The sequence below is a fragment of the Acidovorax sp. FG60 genome (assembly GCF_057808995.1).
In genome coordinates, this window is sequence record NZ_JBMDJC010000032.1 from 29,141 (window position 1) to 46,658 (window position 17,518).

General features: G+C 65.0%; 13 protein-coding genes. 2 read left to right on the plus strand and 11 right to left on the minus strand.

Annotated features, from left to right (window positions below):
• Positions 1-103: 103 nt before the first annotated feature.
• From dcd to ACODS0_RS26650, 11 genes are all read right to left on the minus strand, one after another.
• Entirely contained in the window at positions 104-676 is a 573-nt protein-coding gene (dcd, locus tag ACODS0_RS26600) for a dCTP deaminase (RefSeq protein WP_055401412.1), read from the minus strand.
• Between the two features lie 81 nt (positions 677-757).
• A complete protein-coding gene (gene guaD, locus ACODS0_RS26605; protein WP_488838205.1) occupies positions 758-2,056 on the minus strand; it encodes a guanine deaminase in 1,299 nt (432 codons plus the stop codon).
• Positions 2,057-2,145: 89 nt separating this feature from the next.
• Positions 2,146-3,246 carry a BMP family ABC transporter substrate-binding protein gene (locus ACODS0_RS26610; protein WP_488838207.1) on the minus strand — a complete coding sequence of 367 codons (1,101 nt, stop codon included), beginning with the start codon at positions 3,244-3,246 and terminating at the stop codon, positions 2,146-2,148.
• Between the two features lie 179 nt (positions 3,247-3,425).
• Complete coding sequence (locus ACODS0_RS26615; RefSeq protein WP_431152152.1) at positions 3,426-5,000, minus strand: methyl-accepting chemotaxis protein; 1,575 nt, start codon at positions 4,998-5,000, stop codon at positions 3,426-3,428.
• Between the two features lie 225 nt (positions 5,001-5,225).
• Complete coding sequence (locus tag ACODS0_RS26620; RefSeq protein ID WP_488838209.1) at positions 5,226-6,278, minus strand: adenosine deaminase; 1,053 nt, start codon at positions 6,276-6,278, stop codon at positions 5,226-5,228.
• On the minus strand, positions 6,278-7,258 hold the full coding sequence (locus tag ACODS0_RS26625) for an aromatic ring-hydroxylating dioxygenase subunit alpha (RefSeq protein WP_488838211.1): 981 nt from the start codon (positions 7,256-7,258) through the stop codon (positions 6,278-6,280). The genes ACODS0_RS26620 and ACODS0_RS26625 overlap by 1 nt, the downstream gene beginning before the upstream one ends.
• Before the next feature lie 108 nt (positions 7,259-7,366).
• On the minus strand, positions 7,367-8,533 hold the full coding sequence (locus ACODS0_RS26630; protein WP_055401936.1) for a BMP family ABC transporter substrate-binding protein: 1,167 nt from the start codon (positions 8,531-8,533) through the stop codon (positions 7,367-7,369).
• 110 nt (positions 8,534-8,643) lie between these two features.
• Entirely contained in the window at positions 8,644-9,564 is a 921-nt protein-coding gene (locus ACODS0_RS26635; RefSeq protein WP_409883971.1) for an ABC transporter permease, read from the minus strand.
• Entirely contained in the window at positions 9,564-10,634 is a 1,071-nt protein-coding gene (locus tag ACODS0_RS26640; RefSeq protein WP_488838214.1) for an ABC transporter permease, read from the minus strand. Before ACODS0_RS26640 ends, ACODS0_RS26635 begins: the two co-directional genes overlap by 1 nt.
• Positions 10,627-12,213, minus strand: coding sequence for an ABC transporter ATP-binding protein (locus ACODS0_RS26645; protein WP_488838216.1), 1,587 nt, complete (start codon positions 12,211-12,213; stop codon positions 10,627-10,629). The genes ACODS0_RS26640 and ACODS0_RS26645 overlap by 8 nt, the downstream gene beginning before the upstream one ends.
• Positions 12,214-12,292: 79 nt before the next feature.
• The gene (locus ACODS0_RS26650; protein ID WP_431152146.1) at positions 12,293-13,225 is read right to left on the minus strand and encodes a LysR family transcriptional regulator; all 933 of its coding nucleotides are present in this window, start codon (positions 13,223-13,225) and stop codon (positions 12,293-12,295) included.
• A gap of 104 nt (positions 13,226-13,329) precedes the next feature.
• Between ACODS0_RS26650 and xdhA the strand changes: the two genes are divergently transcribed.
• Both xdhA and xdhB read left to right on the plus strand, forming a co-directional pair.
• The gene (xdhA, locus tag ACODS0_RS26655) at positions 13,330-14,838 is read left to right on the plus strand and encodes a xanthine dehydrogenase small subunit (RefSeq protein ID WP_488838218.1); all 1,509 of its coding nucleotides are present in this window, start codon (positions 13,330-13,332) and stop codon (positions 14,836-14,838) included.
• Positions 14,835-17,267 carry a xanthine dehydrogenase molybdopterin binding subunit gene (gene xdhB / locus ACODS0_RS26660; protein WP_488838220.1) on the plus strand — a complete coding sequence of 811 codons (2,433 nt, stop codon included), beginning with the start codon at positions 14,835-14,837 and terminating at the stop codon, positions 17,265-17,267. Before xdhA ends, xdhB begins: the two co-directional genes overlap by 4 nt.
• The last annotated feature ends 251 nt before the right edge of the window (positions 17,268-17,518 follow it).

Consider the following 17,518-nt stretch of genomic DNA (forward strand, 5'->3'; position numbering starts at 1 on the left):
AACCTTACCTGCGCTTGCATTTCAGCCAACGGGCACTGGCGCTGTAGGACGCAGCCCCTGCGAACACGTTCCAGCGCATGCCGAAGGTCCGGCGGACGGGAGGTCAGGCCTTGGGCAGCGTCACGCCGACCTGCCCCTGGTACTTGCCGCCCCGGTCACGGTAGCTGACCTCACACACATCGTCCTTGTCGCTCTCGAAGAACAGCACCTGCGCGCAGCCCTCGCCCGCGTAGATGCGTGCGGGCAGCGGCGTGGTGTTGGAGAACTCCAGCGTCACATAGCCTTCCCACTCGGGCTCGAACGGCGTCACGTTGACGATGATGCCGCAGCGAGCATAGGTGCTTTTGCCCAGGCAGATGGTGAGCACGTTGCGTGGAATGCGGAAGTACTCCATCGTGCGGGCCAGCGCAAAGCTGTTGGGCGGGATGATGCAGCTGTCACCCTCGAAATCCACAAAGCTCTTCTCGTCGAAATTCTTCGGGTCCACCACCGTGCTGTGGATGTTGGTGAACACCTTGAATTCGGGTGCGCAGCGGATGTCGTAGCCGTAGCTGCTGGTGCCGTAGCTGATGATCTTGCGGCCCTCCACCTCGCGCACCTGGCCCGGCTCGAACGGTTCGATCATTCCGTGCTCGGCCGCCATGCGGCGGATCCACTTGTCGCTCTTGATGCTCATGGCTGAATTTCCTGCGCTGTGGCCCTGGCCGTCGGCAAACAGCCGGGCGCTATTAAATATGTAGCTATTAGCGCTTGATGATCAAGCGCTGGGGCCGTATTTTGCTTGAGAAATCACCGTTTGCTCCACCACACGGTCATCGCCCAGCACGATCAGCGCAAACAAAAGCTCGTCCAGGCTGCGCGCCTGGCAGGTCTTGCGCTCCAGCAGAGGCGTAGCCCGAGGGTTGAGCACCACAAAGTCGGCCTCGCAGCCCGGCTGCAAATTGCCCACCACACCCACCAGACCCAGCGCCTTGGCGGCCCCGGCCGTGTGTTGCCACCACAGCTGCTGCGGCGACAGGCTCAGCCCCTGCTTGGTCTGGCCCTCGCGGCCCACGTAATACGCCGCCAGCATGGTGTGGAACGGGCTGAAGCTGGTGCCCCCGCCCACATCGCTGGCCAGGCCGTAGCCAAAGCCCACGCGGTCGGCGCTGGCGTAGTCAAAAAAGCCACTGCCCAGAAAGAGATTGCTGGTGGGGCTGACCGCCGCCACCGCACCGGTGTCGCGCATCAGCGCGCGGTCGTTGTCATCAAAGTGGATGCAGTGCGCGTACACCGCGCGTTCGCGCATCAGGCCAAAGTCGTCGTACACGCCCAGGTAGCTGCGTGCGGCGGGGAACAGCTCGCGCGCCCAGCGGATCTCGTCGCGGTTCTCGGCCACGTGGGACTGAATCCACACATCGGGGTAGCGCGCAGCCAGCTCGCCCGCGCCGCGCAATTGTTCATGGGTACTGGTGGGCGCAAAACGCGGGGTGATGGCATAGCCCAGGCGGTCCACGCCGTGCCAGCGCTGGATCAGCGCCTCGGTGTCAATGAGGCTTTGTTCGGTATCGTCGCGCACTCCATCGGGCGAGTGGCGGTCCTGCAGCACCTTGCCGGTGATCAGGCGCATGTGCTGGCGTTGCCCCTCGGTGAACAAGGCATCCACCGAGGCGGGGTGCGAGGTGGCAAAAGCCAGCGCCGTGGTCACGCCATGGCGCAGCAGCTCGGCCACAAAGAACTCTGCCACCTGCGCGCTGTAGTCGGATGCGACAAAGCGCGATTCATGGGGAAAGGTGTAGTTCTCCAGCCAGGGCAGCAGACCATCCGCGGGCGAGCCAATCACGTCGGTCTGCGGAAAGTGGATGTGCATGTCCACAAACCCAGGGGCCAGGATGCGACCCGGCAGGTGCGTGACGGGCTCGTGGGCATACTGCGGCGACAGCGCCTGCCAGGCACCGGCTGCCAGCACCCGCTGGCGGCCCCGGGCATCCGGGCCAATGGCCAGCAGGCCATCTTCGTCATAGAGGGCGCGGCCATCGTCGGCAAATCGCAAAAGGGCGGAACGGTATACAGGCATGGTGCGCTAGCTTAGCGGCACCGCCTGGCGCCAGCATACGGCGCGCCCCATAGTGGCTATGGAAGGCAGTTGGCAGGGTACGGGAACGCTCAACGCGCCACCTTGCCCACCACCCCTTCCACCAGCCAGTTCATCTGCACGATCTGTGCATCAGTCAGCGCCTGGCCCGCAGCGATGCGCTCTTGCCCGTCGTTGTCGCGCACCGGCGCCTTGCCCGCGCGGAAGGGCTGGAGCTTGCCAGCACCGATGGCCTTTTGCGCATTCAGGACCTCCTGCTGCACGGCGGCAGGCACCTTGGGGCCAAAGTCGCCAACGCGGATCATGCCCTCGCGCACACCGCCCCACAGGTTGGCACTCTTCCAGGTACCGTTCTGCACGGCGCGCACGCGCTCGGTGTAGTAACTGCCCCACTGGTGCGTCACGGCCACGATCTGGGCGTCAGGCCCGGTCTTGCGCATGTCGGAGTGGTAGGCCACGGCCATCTTGCCGCGCTCTTGCGCGGCGGCCATCACGGCGGTGGAACCCGTGTGGAACGCAATCACGTCCACGTCCTGGTTGAACAGCGCCATGGCCGCATCACGCTCCTTGGGTGGGTCGAACCACACATTGAGCCACACCACCTTCACCGCGGCCTGCGGGTTGACCGAGCGCATGCCCAATGTGAAGGCGTTGATGCCCTGGAGCACCTCCGGGATGGGGAAGCCCGCCACAAAACCGGCCACGCCGGTCTTGCTCATGCGGCCCGCTGCAATACCGGCGAGGTAACGCCCCTCGTAGTAGCGCGCGTTGGCAGCGGCCACATTGGGCGTGGTCTTGTAGCCCGTGATGGACTCGAACTTCACGTTTGGATAGTCCTGCGCCACCTTGAGCGTGGGCTCCATATAGCCAAAGCTGGGGGTGAAGATGATCTGGTGGCCCGTGGCCGCCAGATCACGGATCACGCGTTCGGCATCGGCGCCTTCGGCCACGTTCTCGACAAAGGTGGTCTTCACCTGATTGCCCAGCGCGGCCTCGACAGCCTTGCGGCCTTCGTCATGCTGGCGCGTCCAGCCTGCCTCGGTGATGGGCGAGACATAGACAAAACCGGCTCTGACAGGCTCGGCCGTACTGCCCTTGGCGGGCGTGGTCTGGGAAAAAGCGGGAGAGAAAAAACAGGCGGCCACGAGCGTGGCTGCGAGGTTTTTGTACATGGTGTTCCTCTACATGGCCCTGATGGAATGGAACGGAAGCACCGCAGGACGACGGTGCCACCGGGAAGGTCAGACTGTGCGAAAACTACATGAAGCGATATTGCAAAGACTGCCGGAAAAAAAGCGCTTTCAAGCACGGGCGGGGCGCTGCGGCAGCGCGCAGAGCCCCGTGAGCAATTTCAGTTCAGCCGCAGCGCCTGCGGGCCTGCGCCCAGGCGGAAGGCACCCACCACCTCGGCAAGGCGCGACGCCTGGTCCTTCAGGCTTTCGGCCGCAGCGGTGGATTCTTCCACCAGGGCAGCATTTTGCTGGGTCATCTGGTCCAGCTGGGTCACCGCCACATTCACCTGGCCAATGCCCTGGCTCTGTTCCGACGCGGCTGCGCTGATCTCTCCAATGATGTCGGTCACGCGGCGCACGGAGCTTACGATCTCGCCCATGGTGGTGCCGGCGTTCTGCACCAGGGCAGCACCCGACTCGACCTTCTCCACCGACACGCCGATCAGCGTCTTGATTTCCTTGGCCGCCTGGGCCGAGCGCTGGGCCAGCGAGCGCACTTCGCTGGCCACCACGGCAAAGCCACGGCCCTGCTCGCCCGCACGGGCGGCTTCCACGGCGGCGTTGAGGGCCAGGATATTGGTCTGAAACGCAATGCCGTCGATGGTGCCGATGATGTCGGCAATCTTCTTGCTGCTGGTGTTGATCTCGTCCATGGTGGTCACCACCTGCGCCACCACTTCACCGCCGCGCTGGGCCACTTGTGCGGCCGACACCGCCAGCTGGTTGGCCTGCACGGCCGAATCGGCGCTCTGGCGCACGGTGCTGGTCAGCTCTTCCATCGAGCTGGCGGTCTCCTGCAGGCTGCTGGCTGTCTGCTCGGTGCGTGCGCTCAGGTCCTGGTTGCCGATGGCGATCTGGGTGCTGGCGGTGGAGATGCTGTCCACCACGCCCCGCACTTGCTGCAGCGAGCGGTGCAGAGCGCTGCGCATGGCATCCAGGGCGCGCAGCAAGTGGCCGGTTTCGTCATTGGCGTAGCTCGCCTGGGGGGCACCCGTCAGGTCCATGTTGGCGATGGTCTCTGCGATGGCCTCGGCCTGGCGCAGCGGGCGCGTGATGCTGGTGGTCAGCAGCCAGGCCAGCAAGGCGCCCAGCAGCAGCGACACGCCGGTGCAGATCTGCAGCAGCAGCGTGGTCTGGGCACGCAGCTCCTCGCTGCGCTTGCCGGCAGCATCGAGCTCGGCGCGCTGGCCATCCACCATCTGCTGCACGCCCGCCAGATAGCTGCGGGAGGTGGGCTCAAACCGCTCGGTGAAAACCTTGTTGGCGTTCTCGGCATCGCCAGCCTGTTTGAACTTGCTCACTTCCTCGCGGGCCGCCAGGTAGTCCTTGCGCAGGTCACCCACCTTGGCAAAATGCTGCTTCTTCTCCGGCGTGTCCATCTTGGACTCGATGAATTTCTGCAGCTCGTTGGTATCGCGGATCGACGCGGCCGTGGCGGGCGCAAAGTAGGGGATCAGGCTGGCATCACTGCTCTTGGCAATGGCTGCCGCGCGCTGCACGCCCGATGTGGTGTGGCGCAGCCAGTCCGAGCCAGCGCGCTCGGTCTTGATGTTGTCGTTGACCATGGCGTCGATCTCTTTGCCCAACTGGCTGAGCTTGACCACGGCCACCACGCTGCTGGCAAAAAACAGCGCCAGGATGAGGCCGAGCACCAGGGTCAGGCGCTTGCCAATGGAGATTTGACTGAGAAACATGGAAGGCTCCAAAAAAGGGGGCTACACGGCACCCGTGCACTCCGCAAAGGAGCGCTGGATAAGGGCCATGGTGGTGGATCACCCCGTGGGCCTGGGCCGGACGCAATTCGAACGAATACTTACTATTTTAAGGGTTTACCCACGCCGCCGCCCTGCCGCGCGGGTGACAGCGCACCAACCCATCGATTCGCACTGGCAATCCGCGCTATGCCCGCCGCACAAAGCTCAGTAGTCGTGCTCCACGCACCGCTCAAAGGTTTCCTTGAGCTTGTGCTCCCACACACGCTTGTCGGCATTGCTGGCAAAACTCGCCTCAAAGCTGTTGAACGCCAATTGGTAGGCGTGTTTCGCCGTGAGGCCCGTGGCGGCAAAAACCTGGGTGAAGTTCTCGTTCATGTAGCCGCCAAAGTAAGCGGGATCATCCGAGTTGACCGTGGCGGCCAGCCCGGCGTCGAGCAGCTTGCCCAGGTTGTGGTCCGCCAGGTTGGAAAACACGCACAGCTTCTGGTTGGACAGGGGGCACACCGTGAGCGCAATACGGTCCTGCGCCAGGCGCTGCATCAGGGCCGCGTCGTGCACCGCCTGCACCCCGTGGTCGATGCGCTCGACCTTGAGCACATCGAGCGCACTCCAGATGTAGGCAGGGGGGCCCTCCTCGCCAGCATGGGCCACCAGGTGCAGGCCCAGTTCGCGGCAGCGGGCGAACACGCGGGCAAACTTTTCGGGCGGGTGGCCCAGTTCGCTGGAATCCAGCCCTACGCCAACGATCTTGTCGAGCAGGGGCATCGCCTGCTCCAGGGTCTCGAACGCGGACTCCTCACTGAGGTGGCGCAGGAAACACAGGATGAGCGTGGCACTGATGCCCAGCTCCCTGCGTGCATCTTCACAGGCCCGGTACAGGCCGTTGATGACCGTCTCCATGGCAACGCCGCGTGCGGTGTGGGTCTGCGGATCGAAGAAGATTTCGGCGTGCAGCACGTTGTCGCGCGCTGCTCGCCCCAGGTAGGCGCGCGCCATGTCATAAAAGTCCTGCTCGTGCAGCAGCACGCTGGCACCCGCGTAGTAGATGTCCAGAAAACTCTGCAGGTTGGTGAACGCGTAGGCGCTGCGCAGTGCCTCCACACTGGCATAGGGCAAGGTCAATTCGTTGCGCTGCGCCAGTGCAAAGATCAGCTCAGGCTCCAGGGAGCCCTCGATATGGATATGCAGCTCGGCCTTGGGCATGGCGCGCAGCAGCGTGGGCAGGCGCTCGGCGGAAATAGGGGGCACTTTAAACATCAGCAGACTCCAAAGGTGATGCCGCTCTGGCGCAAGAAGCGGCGGTAGGCAGATGATGCCTTGTCGGCGGCGGTATGCAACTCCGCCCGCAGGTCCAGCGGCAGACACTGTGGCGTCTGCGACTCCAGCACGGGCTGGTCTTGCGTGAAGATGGTGTGCTGAAAGGCCTGCAGCTTCTCATCGGGCGAATCGAAATCTGCCACGGCCAAGCGAAACCACACGCGGCTCCGCACCGGGGTGATCGGGCAGATGAACAACGCTATGGACTCCCGCCAGCCATCCACGGCCGTGGTGCCCGCCTCGGGCACCTTGGTCAGCACAGCCGCGTAGGGTGCCGTGACTTCGTAGGTGTACTCCACCTGGGCCGGGGCGGTGGAGTGCAGGTTGGACTGGGGTTGCCAGGCCTTGCAGCCGGTGGCCAGCAAGCCAGTGGGTGTGGCCTCAACGCGGTAGTCATCAATGGCAGGGACGTCGCGGCTGCCCAGCCAGCCTTCGTGCACAAAACCAAAGTGCGACATGTCGAGGAAATTCTCGATGATGCGTGGCGCACTGGCGGCCACGTCGTAAGGGCCGCAGTTGAGCTTGCGCAAGCGCAAGTCCCCTTCGGCGGCGAATGGGGGCAGCGCTGCACTGCCCGGCGCAATGCGCACCCACACCAGGCCATGGGCCTCGCAGGCCTCATGGTGCCGGGCGCAGTGCGTGGTGGGCGGCACAAACGCAGGCAGTGCGGGCACATGCGTGCACTGGCCCGAGCCCTCGAACTGCCAGCCGTGGTACGGGCACTCCAGCCGCCCCTGCACCGTCACCCGGCCCAGCGACAAGCGCGCACCCCGGTGCGGACACAGATCGGCCAAGGCCTGCACCCCACCCAGGCCATCACGCCACAGCACCAGCGGCTGGTCCAGCAACTGCACGGCCAGTGGGGTGTTCGCCACATCACCCGCCAGTGCCACGGGGTGCCACAACGTCGATTCGACCATCGTCCCTGCTCCAAAAAAAGCACTCAACAATGAAAAAGGGCCACCCAGGAAGGTAGCCCTTTTGAACTGGCAGCCCCAAGAGGCTGCCTGATGACGGGTCAGAAGTGCTTACTTCTTCTCGCCGCCGGGGATCTTGCCTTCCACGCCCTTGACGTAGAAGTTCACACCGCCCAGAAACTTGTCATCGGCCACCGTGTCTTTGGCCAGCACTTCCTTGCCGTCCTGACCCACGATCGGGCCCTTCCAGATCTGGAACGACCCGTCGGCCAGGCCCTTCTTCACGGCTTCGACCTTGGCCTTGGTGTCGGCAGGCACGTCTTCGGCGATGGAGACGATGTCGATGGCGCCTTCCTTCACGCCCCACCAGCTCTGGCCCGTGGCCCACTGGCCTTCCAGTGCGTCCTTGGTGGCCTTGATATAGTACGGGCCCCAGTTGATGACGGCCGAAGCCAGGTGAGCCTTGGGACCGTAGGCGGTCATGTCGCTGTCCCAACCGAAGGCGCGCTTGCCCTTCTCTTGTGCGGTCTTGAGCACAGCAGGCGAATCGGTGTTCTGGAACAACACATCCGCGCCACCGTTGATCAGGCTGGTGGCGGCTTCGGTTTCCTTGGGTGGGCTGAACCATTCGTTCACCCAGACCACCTTGGTCTTGATCTTGGGGTTGACCGACTGCGCACCCAGCGTGAAGCTGTTGATGTTGCGGATCACTTCAGGAATCGGCACCGAGCCCACCACGCCCAGCGTGTTGGACTTGGTCATGGCACCGGCAATGATGCCCGCCATGTACGCGCCTTCATAGGTGCGGCTGTCGTAGGTGCGCATGTTTTCGGCCGTTTTGTAGCCGGTGGCATGCTCGAACTTCACGCCCTTGTTGTCTTCCGCGACCTTGAGCATGGACTCCATGTAGCCGAAGGTGGTGCCGAAGATCAGCTTGTTGCCCTGGCCGGCCAGGTCACGCAGCACGCGCTCGGCGTCGGCGGACTCGGGCACGCTTTCCACAAAGCTCGTCACGACCTTGTCGCCGAATTCCTTCTCGATGGCCTTGCGGCCGTTGTCGTGGGCGAACGACCAGCCACCATCGCCCACCGGGCCGACGTAGGCAAACGCGATCTTCAGAGGCTCGGGCTTGGGCGCCGGTGCTTCTGCCACGGGAGCCGGTGCGGGCGCGGGGGCCGGTGCCGGTTCTTCCTTCTTGCCACAGCCCACGAGGGCAGCAGCGGCCACGGCGGAGAGCGCTGCCACCTTGAGCATGGAGCGTTTCTGCAGATCAGTCATGTCGGTTTCCTTATTGAAGAAGTAAGACTTGCAAAGGTTGAGGGACGAAAACACTAATTATGGGGCGATCTACCACCGGGTAACCAGCAATTCTTGGGACCAGTGCTTGTTCACGAACCCGGATAAAACGGCTTGCCCAGCGATGCCGGCATGTTGATGCGGATCCACGCCGGATTGCGCGAGATCAGCGCCAACACCACGATGGTCGCCACATAGGGCAGCATGCTCAGCAACTGGCTGGCCACCTGCACGCCCGTGGCCTGCAAATGGAACTGCAGCATGGTCACGCCACCAAACAGGTAAGCACCAAGCAACACCCGTGCCGGGCGCCACGTGGCAAAGGTGGTCAGCGCCAGCGCGATCCAGCCGCGCCCGGCCACCATACCCTCCACCCACAGCGGGGTGTAAACGGTAGAGATGTACGCGCCGGCCAGCCCGCACAGCGAGCCACCGGCCACCACGGCGGCCAAGCGAATACGGCGCACGGGGTAGCCCAGCGCATGGGCCGACTCGGGCGACTCGCCCACCGAGCGCAGCACCAGCCCGGCGCGCGTGCGGTACAGGAACCAGATCATCCCCACCACCAGCAGCATGGTGATATACACCAGCGGGTGCTGCCGGAACAGCGCGGGGCCGAGCAGCGGCACATCGCCCAGCACCGGGATCACGTATTTGGGCAGCTCTGGCAGCTTGGCCTGGACGTAGCTGATGCCCGCAAAGGCCGAAAAACCCACGCCGAACAGGCTGAGCGCCAGCCCCGTGGCGTACTGGTTGGTGTTGAGCCAGATCACCAGCACACCAAAGATGGCCGCCAGCAGCGCGCCAGCGGCCATGCCCGCCGCAAACCCCAGCCAGGTGTTGCCCGTGTGTACCACGGTGGCAAACCCTGCAATGGCGGCGCAGAGCATCATGCCCTCGGCCCCCAGGTTGACGATGCCAGCTTTTTCATTGATCAAGAGGCCCAGGGCCGCGATGGCCAGAACGGTGCCCGCGCTCAGCGTGGCGCCAATCAGGAGTGCATAGGATTCCATTACTTGCCTCCCTTCGCGGCCACCCAGCGGATGCGGTAGGCGATCAAGGTGTCACAGGCCAGCAGCGTAAACAGCAGCAGGCCCTGGAACACGCCCGTGAGCGACTTGGGCAGGCCCATGCGCGACTGCGCCAGCTCGCCGCCGATGTAGAACATGCTCATGAGAATGGCCGACAAAATCATGCCCACCGGGTGCAGCCGCCCCACAAAGGCCACGATGATGGCGGCAAAGCCGTAGCCTGCGGGCACATACGGCGTGAGCTGACCAATGGGTCCGGCCACCTCCAGCGCGCCTGCCAGGCCCGCCGCGCCGCCTGAGATCAGCAGCGCCGTCCACAGTGCCTTGCGCGACGAGAAGCCCGCATAGCGCGCCGCAGCGGGGGCCAGTCCGCCCACCTGCTGGGCAAAACCGGCCCGCGTGCGGAACAGAAACACCCACAACGCTGCAGCACCCGCCAGCGCCAGCAGCAGCCCGATGGACACGCGCGAGCCCTGCATCAGGCGCGGGATCTGCGTGACTTTCTCGAACGTCTTGGTCTGCGGAAAGTTGTAGCCCATGGGGTCCTTCCACGGGCCATAGACCAGATAGCCCAGCACCAGCGTGGCCACATAGACCAGCATCAGGCTCACCAGGATTTCATTGGCGTTGAACTTGTCGCGCAGCAGGGCCGTGAGCCCCGCCCACACCATGCCACCCAGCACCCCGGCGAGCAGGATGGCGGGCACGATCCAGGGGCCGGTGGTCTTGTCGGCCAGCAGCGCCACGCCGCCCGCCACCACGGCGCCGATGACAAACTGGCCTTCGGCACCGATGTTCCACATGTTGGAGCGAAAACACACGGCCAGCCCCAGCGCAATCAATAACAGCGGCGTAGCCTTGACCATGAGTTCACCCACGGCATAAGGCGTCTTGATCGGCTCCCAGAAGAAGACCTGCAACCCGCGCACCGGGTCTTTGCCCAGCGCCACGAACAAGGCCACACCAATCAACACCGTGACGGCCAGCGCCAGCAGCGGCGAGCCATAGGTCCACCAGCCAGAAGCCTGGGGGCGCGGTTCCAGCTTAAGCATGCTGCACCTCCGCTGCCTTGGCCTGTTGTGCGAGGTGCGCTTGGACATCGGCATGCCACAGCCCGCTCATCCATTCGCCGATGCGCTCTACCGTGGCCTCGGCGCGCGGCACGGAAGGCGACAAATGCCCCTTGGCCACCACGTGCAGCCGGTCACAGATCTCAAACAATTCGTCCAGCTCCTCACTGACCACCAGTACGGCGCAGCCCGCATCACGCAGCGCCAGGATGGAGCCACGGATCTGTGCGGCGGCGCCCACATCCACACCCCAGGTGGGCTGCGAAACGATGAGCAGCTTCGGGTTGGCATCAATCTCGCGCCCCACGATGAACTTCTGCAGGTTGCCGCCCGACAGCGACTTGGCCGCTGCATTGGGGCCGCCCGCCTTGACGTTGAAGCGGGCAATGATGTCCACCGCATGCTTTTGCAGCGCGCCCACCTTGATCCAGCCACTGCCGCTGACGGAGTTGGTGCGCGTGAGCAGCAGGTTGTGCGCCAGCCCCATGGTGGGCACGGCGCCCCGGCCCAAGCGCTCTTCGGGCACAAAGTGCAGGCCCAGCGCACGGCGTTGGCCGGGGCCCATGCGGCCTGCGTTCTGGCCCGAGACCTGGATGCTCGCAGGCTCGGCCCGCTGGTCTTCCCCCGACAGCGCATACAGCAGCTCTTTTTGCCCATTGCCAGACACGCCGGCAATGCCCACCACTTCGCCCGCCTTCACCTCAAACTGCAGGTCGATCAAGTCCACGCCGAACTGGTCGGCACGCGGCAGCGACAGGCCCTTGACGCGCAGCACGGTGGCGCCGGTCTGCACCGCACGGTGCTCCAGCGCGGGCGGTTCGGCGCCGATCATCAGGCGCGACAGGGAGGCATTGGATTCCTCGGCAGGGTTGCACACGCCCGTCACCTTGCCGCCGCGCAGCACGGTGCAGGCAGTGCACAGCGCGCGAATTTCGTGCAGCTTGTGGCTGATGTAGAGGATGCTGCAACCCTCGCGGGCCAGCTTGCGCAGCACCACGAAGAGCTTCTCGACGGCCTGTGGCGTGAGCACCGAAGTGGGCTCGTCCAGGATCAGCACCTTGGGGTTGGTGAGCAGCGCGCGGATGATTTCCACCCGCTGCATCTCGCCCACGCTCAGGGTGTGCACGGGGCGCAGGGGGTCGATGTCAAGGCCGTATTCGGTGGCCTTGGCGGTGATGCGGCCGGTCACTTCGGCCAGCGTCAGGCTCTTGTCCAGGCCCAGCCACACGTTCTCGGCCACCGTCAGGGTGTCGAACAGACTGAAATGCTGGAACACCATGGCAATGCCCAGGGCCCGCGCTTCTTGCGGGTTGCGCACCTGCACGGCCTGGCCGTTGAAGAACACGCTGCCTTCATCGGGCTTGACCGAGCCGTAGATGATTTTCATCAGCGTGGACTTGCCCGCGCCGTTTTCGCCCAGCACGGCGTGGATTTCACCCGGCAGCACCGTGAGCGATACGCCGCTGTTGGCCACCACGGCCGGGTAGCGCTTGGTGATGCCCACCAGCTGCAGCCGTGGCGGCGCCGCACCAGGCGCTGAAGGATTGGGGGGAGAACTCATGCGGGGATTGTCTCTCAGTTTTACAACTTGTTATAAGAATGAAAATACCTCATGGCGCTTGTTCAGCATGCTCAAGCAGCTATTCTTTTCGTAGCGAAGCAGCCACGGTTTTCACGCAATCTCGCAGCCAGGCGGCCGCCGCCGAGTGGTGCGTGCGGGCGTGCCACAGCTGGTAGTACATGAGCCGAGGAAACGGCACCGGGCACGGCAATATAGCCAGCGGAAGTTGCTCCACATACCGCTCGCAGTACTGGCGGCCGGTGGTCAGCACAAGCAAGCTCGATGCCACGATGCTGGGGATGAGGCTGAAATGTGCGCAGCGCGCCGTGATGTGGCGCTGCATGCCCAGGCTGTCCAGGTGGGCGTCGATCACGCCGCGCGCGCCGGGGTGGGTGGGCGTGGGCGCGATGTGTTCGGCGGCCAGCCAGTTTTCCACGTCCCAGCCGCGCCGCACGGCGGGGTGGTCTTTGCCGACCAGGCAGACCACTTCGTCACCAAACAGGCGGCCCATGTGCAGGTCGTCCGGCGGCTGGGGCCAGTTGCCGATCACCACGTCCACCTCACCCTGCGCCAGGTGCGCGTGGTAGTGCGTGTCGGCCGACAGGGGCAGGATCTCGATGGGGCACAAAGGGGCCTCGACCTTGATGCGGGCCACGAGCTGGGGTAGAAAAAGGGGGTCGAGGTAATCGCTGGCGGCCACGCGGAAGGTGCGGGTGGCTGTACGCGGGTCAAACCCGCGTGCGTCTGAAAACAGCGCCTCGGCCGAGCGCAGGATCGCGCCCGCAGGCTCCACCATGCGCAGCGCAGCATCGGTGGGCATCATGCTGGCACCCGAGCGCACGAGCAGCGGGTCGCCCGCCAGGTCGCGCAGCCGCTTGAGCGCAGCCGACACCGCCGGCTGGTGCATGCCCAGGCGGACGGCGGCCCTCGATACGCTGCGTTCTGTGAGCACGGTGTGCAAGACCCTTATGAGATGGAGGTCTATCTTGTCGAAAAGGGCGTGGTCTCTCATAGCGGTGTGGGCATGGGTGCCATAAGCTTGCGCATATGCCGGTAACGGTACTGCGTTCTACCCTCTGCTGAACCTTTCCATCCAAGATCGAAGTGGCGTTTGTCATGACAACAAGACCCTTGCAATTCCTGCGCCGAGGCCAGCCCGTGGCGCTGGGCAATGTACCACCCGACCGAACCTTGCTGGAGGTGCTGCGCGAAGACCTGGGCTGCACCGGCACCAAGGAAGGCTGCGGCGAAGGCGACTGCGGCGCCTGCACCGTCGTGCTGGGCGAGGCGCGGGACGGCAAGCTGCACTACAGCGCGGTGAACAGCTGCATCCGCCTGGCGCATTCGGTGGATGGCATGGCGCTGTGGACGGTGGAGGACCTGGCGGAAGACCCGCTGATCCAGCCCGTGGGCGATGCCGCAACGGCTCCTGGTCAAACCATCACGCTCCATCCAGCACAAGAAGCCATGGTGCAGTGCCACGGCTCGCAATGCGGCTTTTGTACCCCCGGCTTCGTGATGAGCCTCTTTGGCATGTACCAGAACCATGTGTGCCATGGCCAACCCATCACCCGCGAGCTGGCGCAGGAAGAACTCTCGGGCAACCTGTGCCGCTGCACCGGCTACCGCCCCATCCTGAACGCCGCACAGCAGATGGCCGCCCTGCCAGCGATGGCGGTGAACGAGCCGCTTTTGCTACAAAAATTAGAGCTGCTTGCGCTTGACCATCAAGCGCCAGATGCCAATTCTTCTTATATTTCACCCACCACGCTGCCCGACCTGCTGGCCGCACGCGCCGCACACCCTGCGGCGCAGGTCGTGGCAGGCTGCACCGATGTGGGCCTGTGGGTGACCAAGCAGCACAAACAGTACGCGCAGATTCTGGATGTGACCCGCGCGGCAGAGCTGCGGCAGATCCAGCAGGACGCACACCACATCACCATCGGCTCCGCCGTCACGCTGACCAACGCCTTTGCGGCACTGACCGCACAGTGGCCACAGCTGCACAGCTTTGCCACGCGCTTTGCGGGCCTGCCCGTGCGCAATTCGGGCACGCTGGGGGGCAACGTGGCCAACGGCTCGCCCATTGGCGACTCGATGCCGCTCTTGATTGCACTGCGCGCCCAGGTGGTGCTGGCCAGCGTGCGCGGCGAACGCGCCATGGCGCTGGAAGACCTGTACACCGGCTACCGGCAGAATGTGATGGCGCCCGACGAACTGCTGGCACGCATCGTGGTGCCCAGGCCGGGTGTCACGGAAGTGCTTCGGGCCTACAAGATTTCCAAGCGCTTCGACGACGATATTTCTGCCGTCTGCCTTGTCATCAACCTGGACATCGAAGCCGACGTGGTGCGCCGCGCCAGCATCGGCGCGGGCGGTGTGGCTGCCACACCAGCCCGCGCGCGCCAGACCGAAGCCGCGCTGACCGGCCAGCCCTGGAATGCCGACACCATCGCCCGCGCTGCGCAAGCGCTGCAAGGCGAGTTCAACCCCATCTCTGACATGCGCGCCAGCGGCACCTACCGCCGCACGGTGCTGGCCAGCCTGCTGCAGCGCTTCTGGCTGGAGAGCCAGGGCGAAGAGGCCGTGAGCGTGGAGAACTTCCGACTGGAGGCTGCGGTATGAACCAGCGCGAATCTCTCCCCACGGGCCTCCCGGTGAGCCGCGACGCCGTGGACGACCCGGTGGCTGCCACCGCCGACGCCCACGCCGCCGAGCCCCAAGCCCCGCAGCAGACCAGCGCACCCGCCAGTCCCCGCGCCATGGGCCAGTCGCACATCCATGAAAGCGCGCGCGCCCAGGTGGCCGGTGCCGCCCACTACATCGACGACCTGCCGGAGGTGAAGGGCACGTTGTACGCAGCGCCCATCCTCTCCACGGTGGCGCATGGCACCTTGAACGGCGTGGATGCCAGCGCCGCCCTGGCCCTGCCCGGCGTGCGCGGCGTGGTGCTGGCGCAAGACGTTCCCGGCGACAAGTTGCTGGCCGCCTTTGCGCACGACGAGCCCGTTTTTGCAGTCGACACCGTGCAGCACATCGGCCAGGTCATCGGCCTGGTGGTGGCCGACTCGGTCATGCAGGCGCGGCGTGCGGTGCGTGCCGTGAAGCTCGACATCGCCCCACTGCCCGCCGTGCTTTCCGTGCACGAGGCACTGAAAGCCGAAAGCTACGTGCTGCCCCCCGTGTTCGTGCGCCGGGGCGACGCTGCGACAGGCCTGGCCCAAGCCGCCCACCGCCTCAGCGGCGCCTTTGAAGTGGGCGGGCAAGAGCATTTTTATCTGGAAGGCCAAATCGCTTACGCGCTGCCGCTGGAGCAAAAGCAGTGGTGGATCTACTCCAGCACCCAGCACCCCGGCGAGGTGCAGCACTGGGTGGCACACGCGCTGGGCATCGACAACCACGCGGTCAAGGTGGAATGCCGCCGCATGGGCGGCGGCTTTGGCGGCAAGGAGACCCAGGCGGGTCACCTGGCCGTGTGGGCCGCCGTGGCTGCCAATAAGTTCGGCCGCGCCGTCAAGCTGCGGCTGGACCGCGACGAGGACTTCATGGTCACCGGCAAGCGCCACCCGTTTGCGTACGAGTACGACGTGGGTTTTGACGACACCGGCCGCATCACGGGCCTGAAGCTTCAGATGGCCGCCAACTGCGGTTTCAGCGCCGACCTGTCCGGCCCCGTGGCCGACCGGGCCGTGTTCCATGCCGACAACGCGTACTACCTGAGCGATGTGGAAATCGCCTCCTACCGCTGCAAGACGAATACGCAGAGCCACACGGCGTTTCGCGGCTTCGGCGGACCGCAGGGCGTGATCGTGATCGAGGCCATCCTGGGCGACATCGCCCGCGCGCTGGGTCGCGATGCGCAGGACGTGCGGATGGTCAATCTGTACGGCAAGGATGCAGCGGATGGCCGCAACGTCACGCACTACCAGATGACGGTGGAGGACAACATCCTCCACGCGCTGATGCCCCAGCTGGAGCGCGATGCCAACTACCGCCAGCGCCAGACCGCCATCGCTGCGTGGAACGCCACAAGCCCGGTGCTCAAGCGCGGCCTGGCCATCACGCCCGTCAAGTTCGGCATCAGCTTCACCGCCACGCTGTTCAACCAGGCGGGCGCGCTGGTGCATGTGTACACCGACGGCAGCGTGCAGGTGAACCACGGCGGCACCGAAATGGGCCAGGGCCTGCACACCAAGGTGGCGCAGATCGTGGCCGACGAGCTGGGTGTGCCGCTGCACCGCGTGCTGGTCACGGCCAGCGACACCAGCAAGGTGCCCAACGCCAGCGCCACCGCCGCCAGCAGCGGCACCGACCTGAACGGCCGCGCGGCGCAGTTCGCAGCCCGCAATGTGCGGGACAACCTGGCCTCGTTCGTGTGCGGGCTCGATGGCTGCGGTGCGGGTGCCATCCGCTTCGAGGGCGGCCAGGTGATCTCGCCCAAGAAGGTGCGCGCGTTCGACGACGTGGTGAAGGAGGCGTACGCCAACCGCATCCAGCTGTGGAGCGATGGTTTTTACCGCACGCCAAAGATCCACTACGACAAGACCACGCTCACAGGACGGCCGTTCTACTACTTCAGCTACGGCGCTGCCTGTTCCGAGGTGGTCATCGACACGCTGACCGGCGAAAGCCGCGTGGCGCGCGTGGACATCCTGCACGACGTGGGCCACAGCATCAACCCGGCCATCGACATCGGGCAGATAGAAGGTGGTTTTGTGCAGGGCATGGGCTGGCTGACCACCGAGCAACTGGTTTGGAACGACAAGGGCACCTTGACCACCCACGCGCCGAGCACCTACAAGATCCCGGCGACGGGGGACATCCCCCAACACTTCAAGGTGGAACTGTGGCCCGAGGCCAACCGGGAAGACAACGTGGGAGGCAGCAAGGCGGTGGGCGAGCCGCCGTTCATGCTGGCGATCAGTGTGTACGAGGCGCTGCGCAATGCGGTGGCTGCAGGACGTGAGGGGCAGGACGCTGCGGAGCCCGTGGTGTTGATGGCACCGGCGACTGCGGAGAATGTGTTGCGCGCCTTGGGTAAATTGGGCGCGTGAAGGGCTTGCCTCCCGACCGCTTCACCGCACGATCCGTTCGGGCTGAGCTCGTCGAAGCCGGGGCGTCACCCTGACCGTTCGGGCCGAGCCTGTCGAAGCCAGGGTTTGAGCGCTGGATTTGCCGCATGCCTGGTTTCCAGGGCGGGAGCCGGGGTGTGCGCCCGGCGGCGCAGTAACTTTCTCTTGCGTCGCCAAGAGAAAGTCACCAAAGAGAAGGCGACCCTACACGCTGCGTCCCTTCGCTTCGCTGC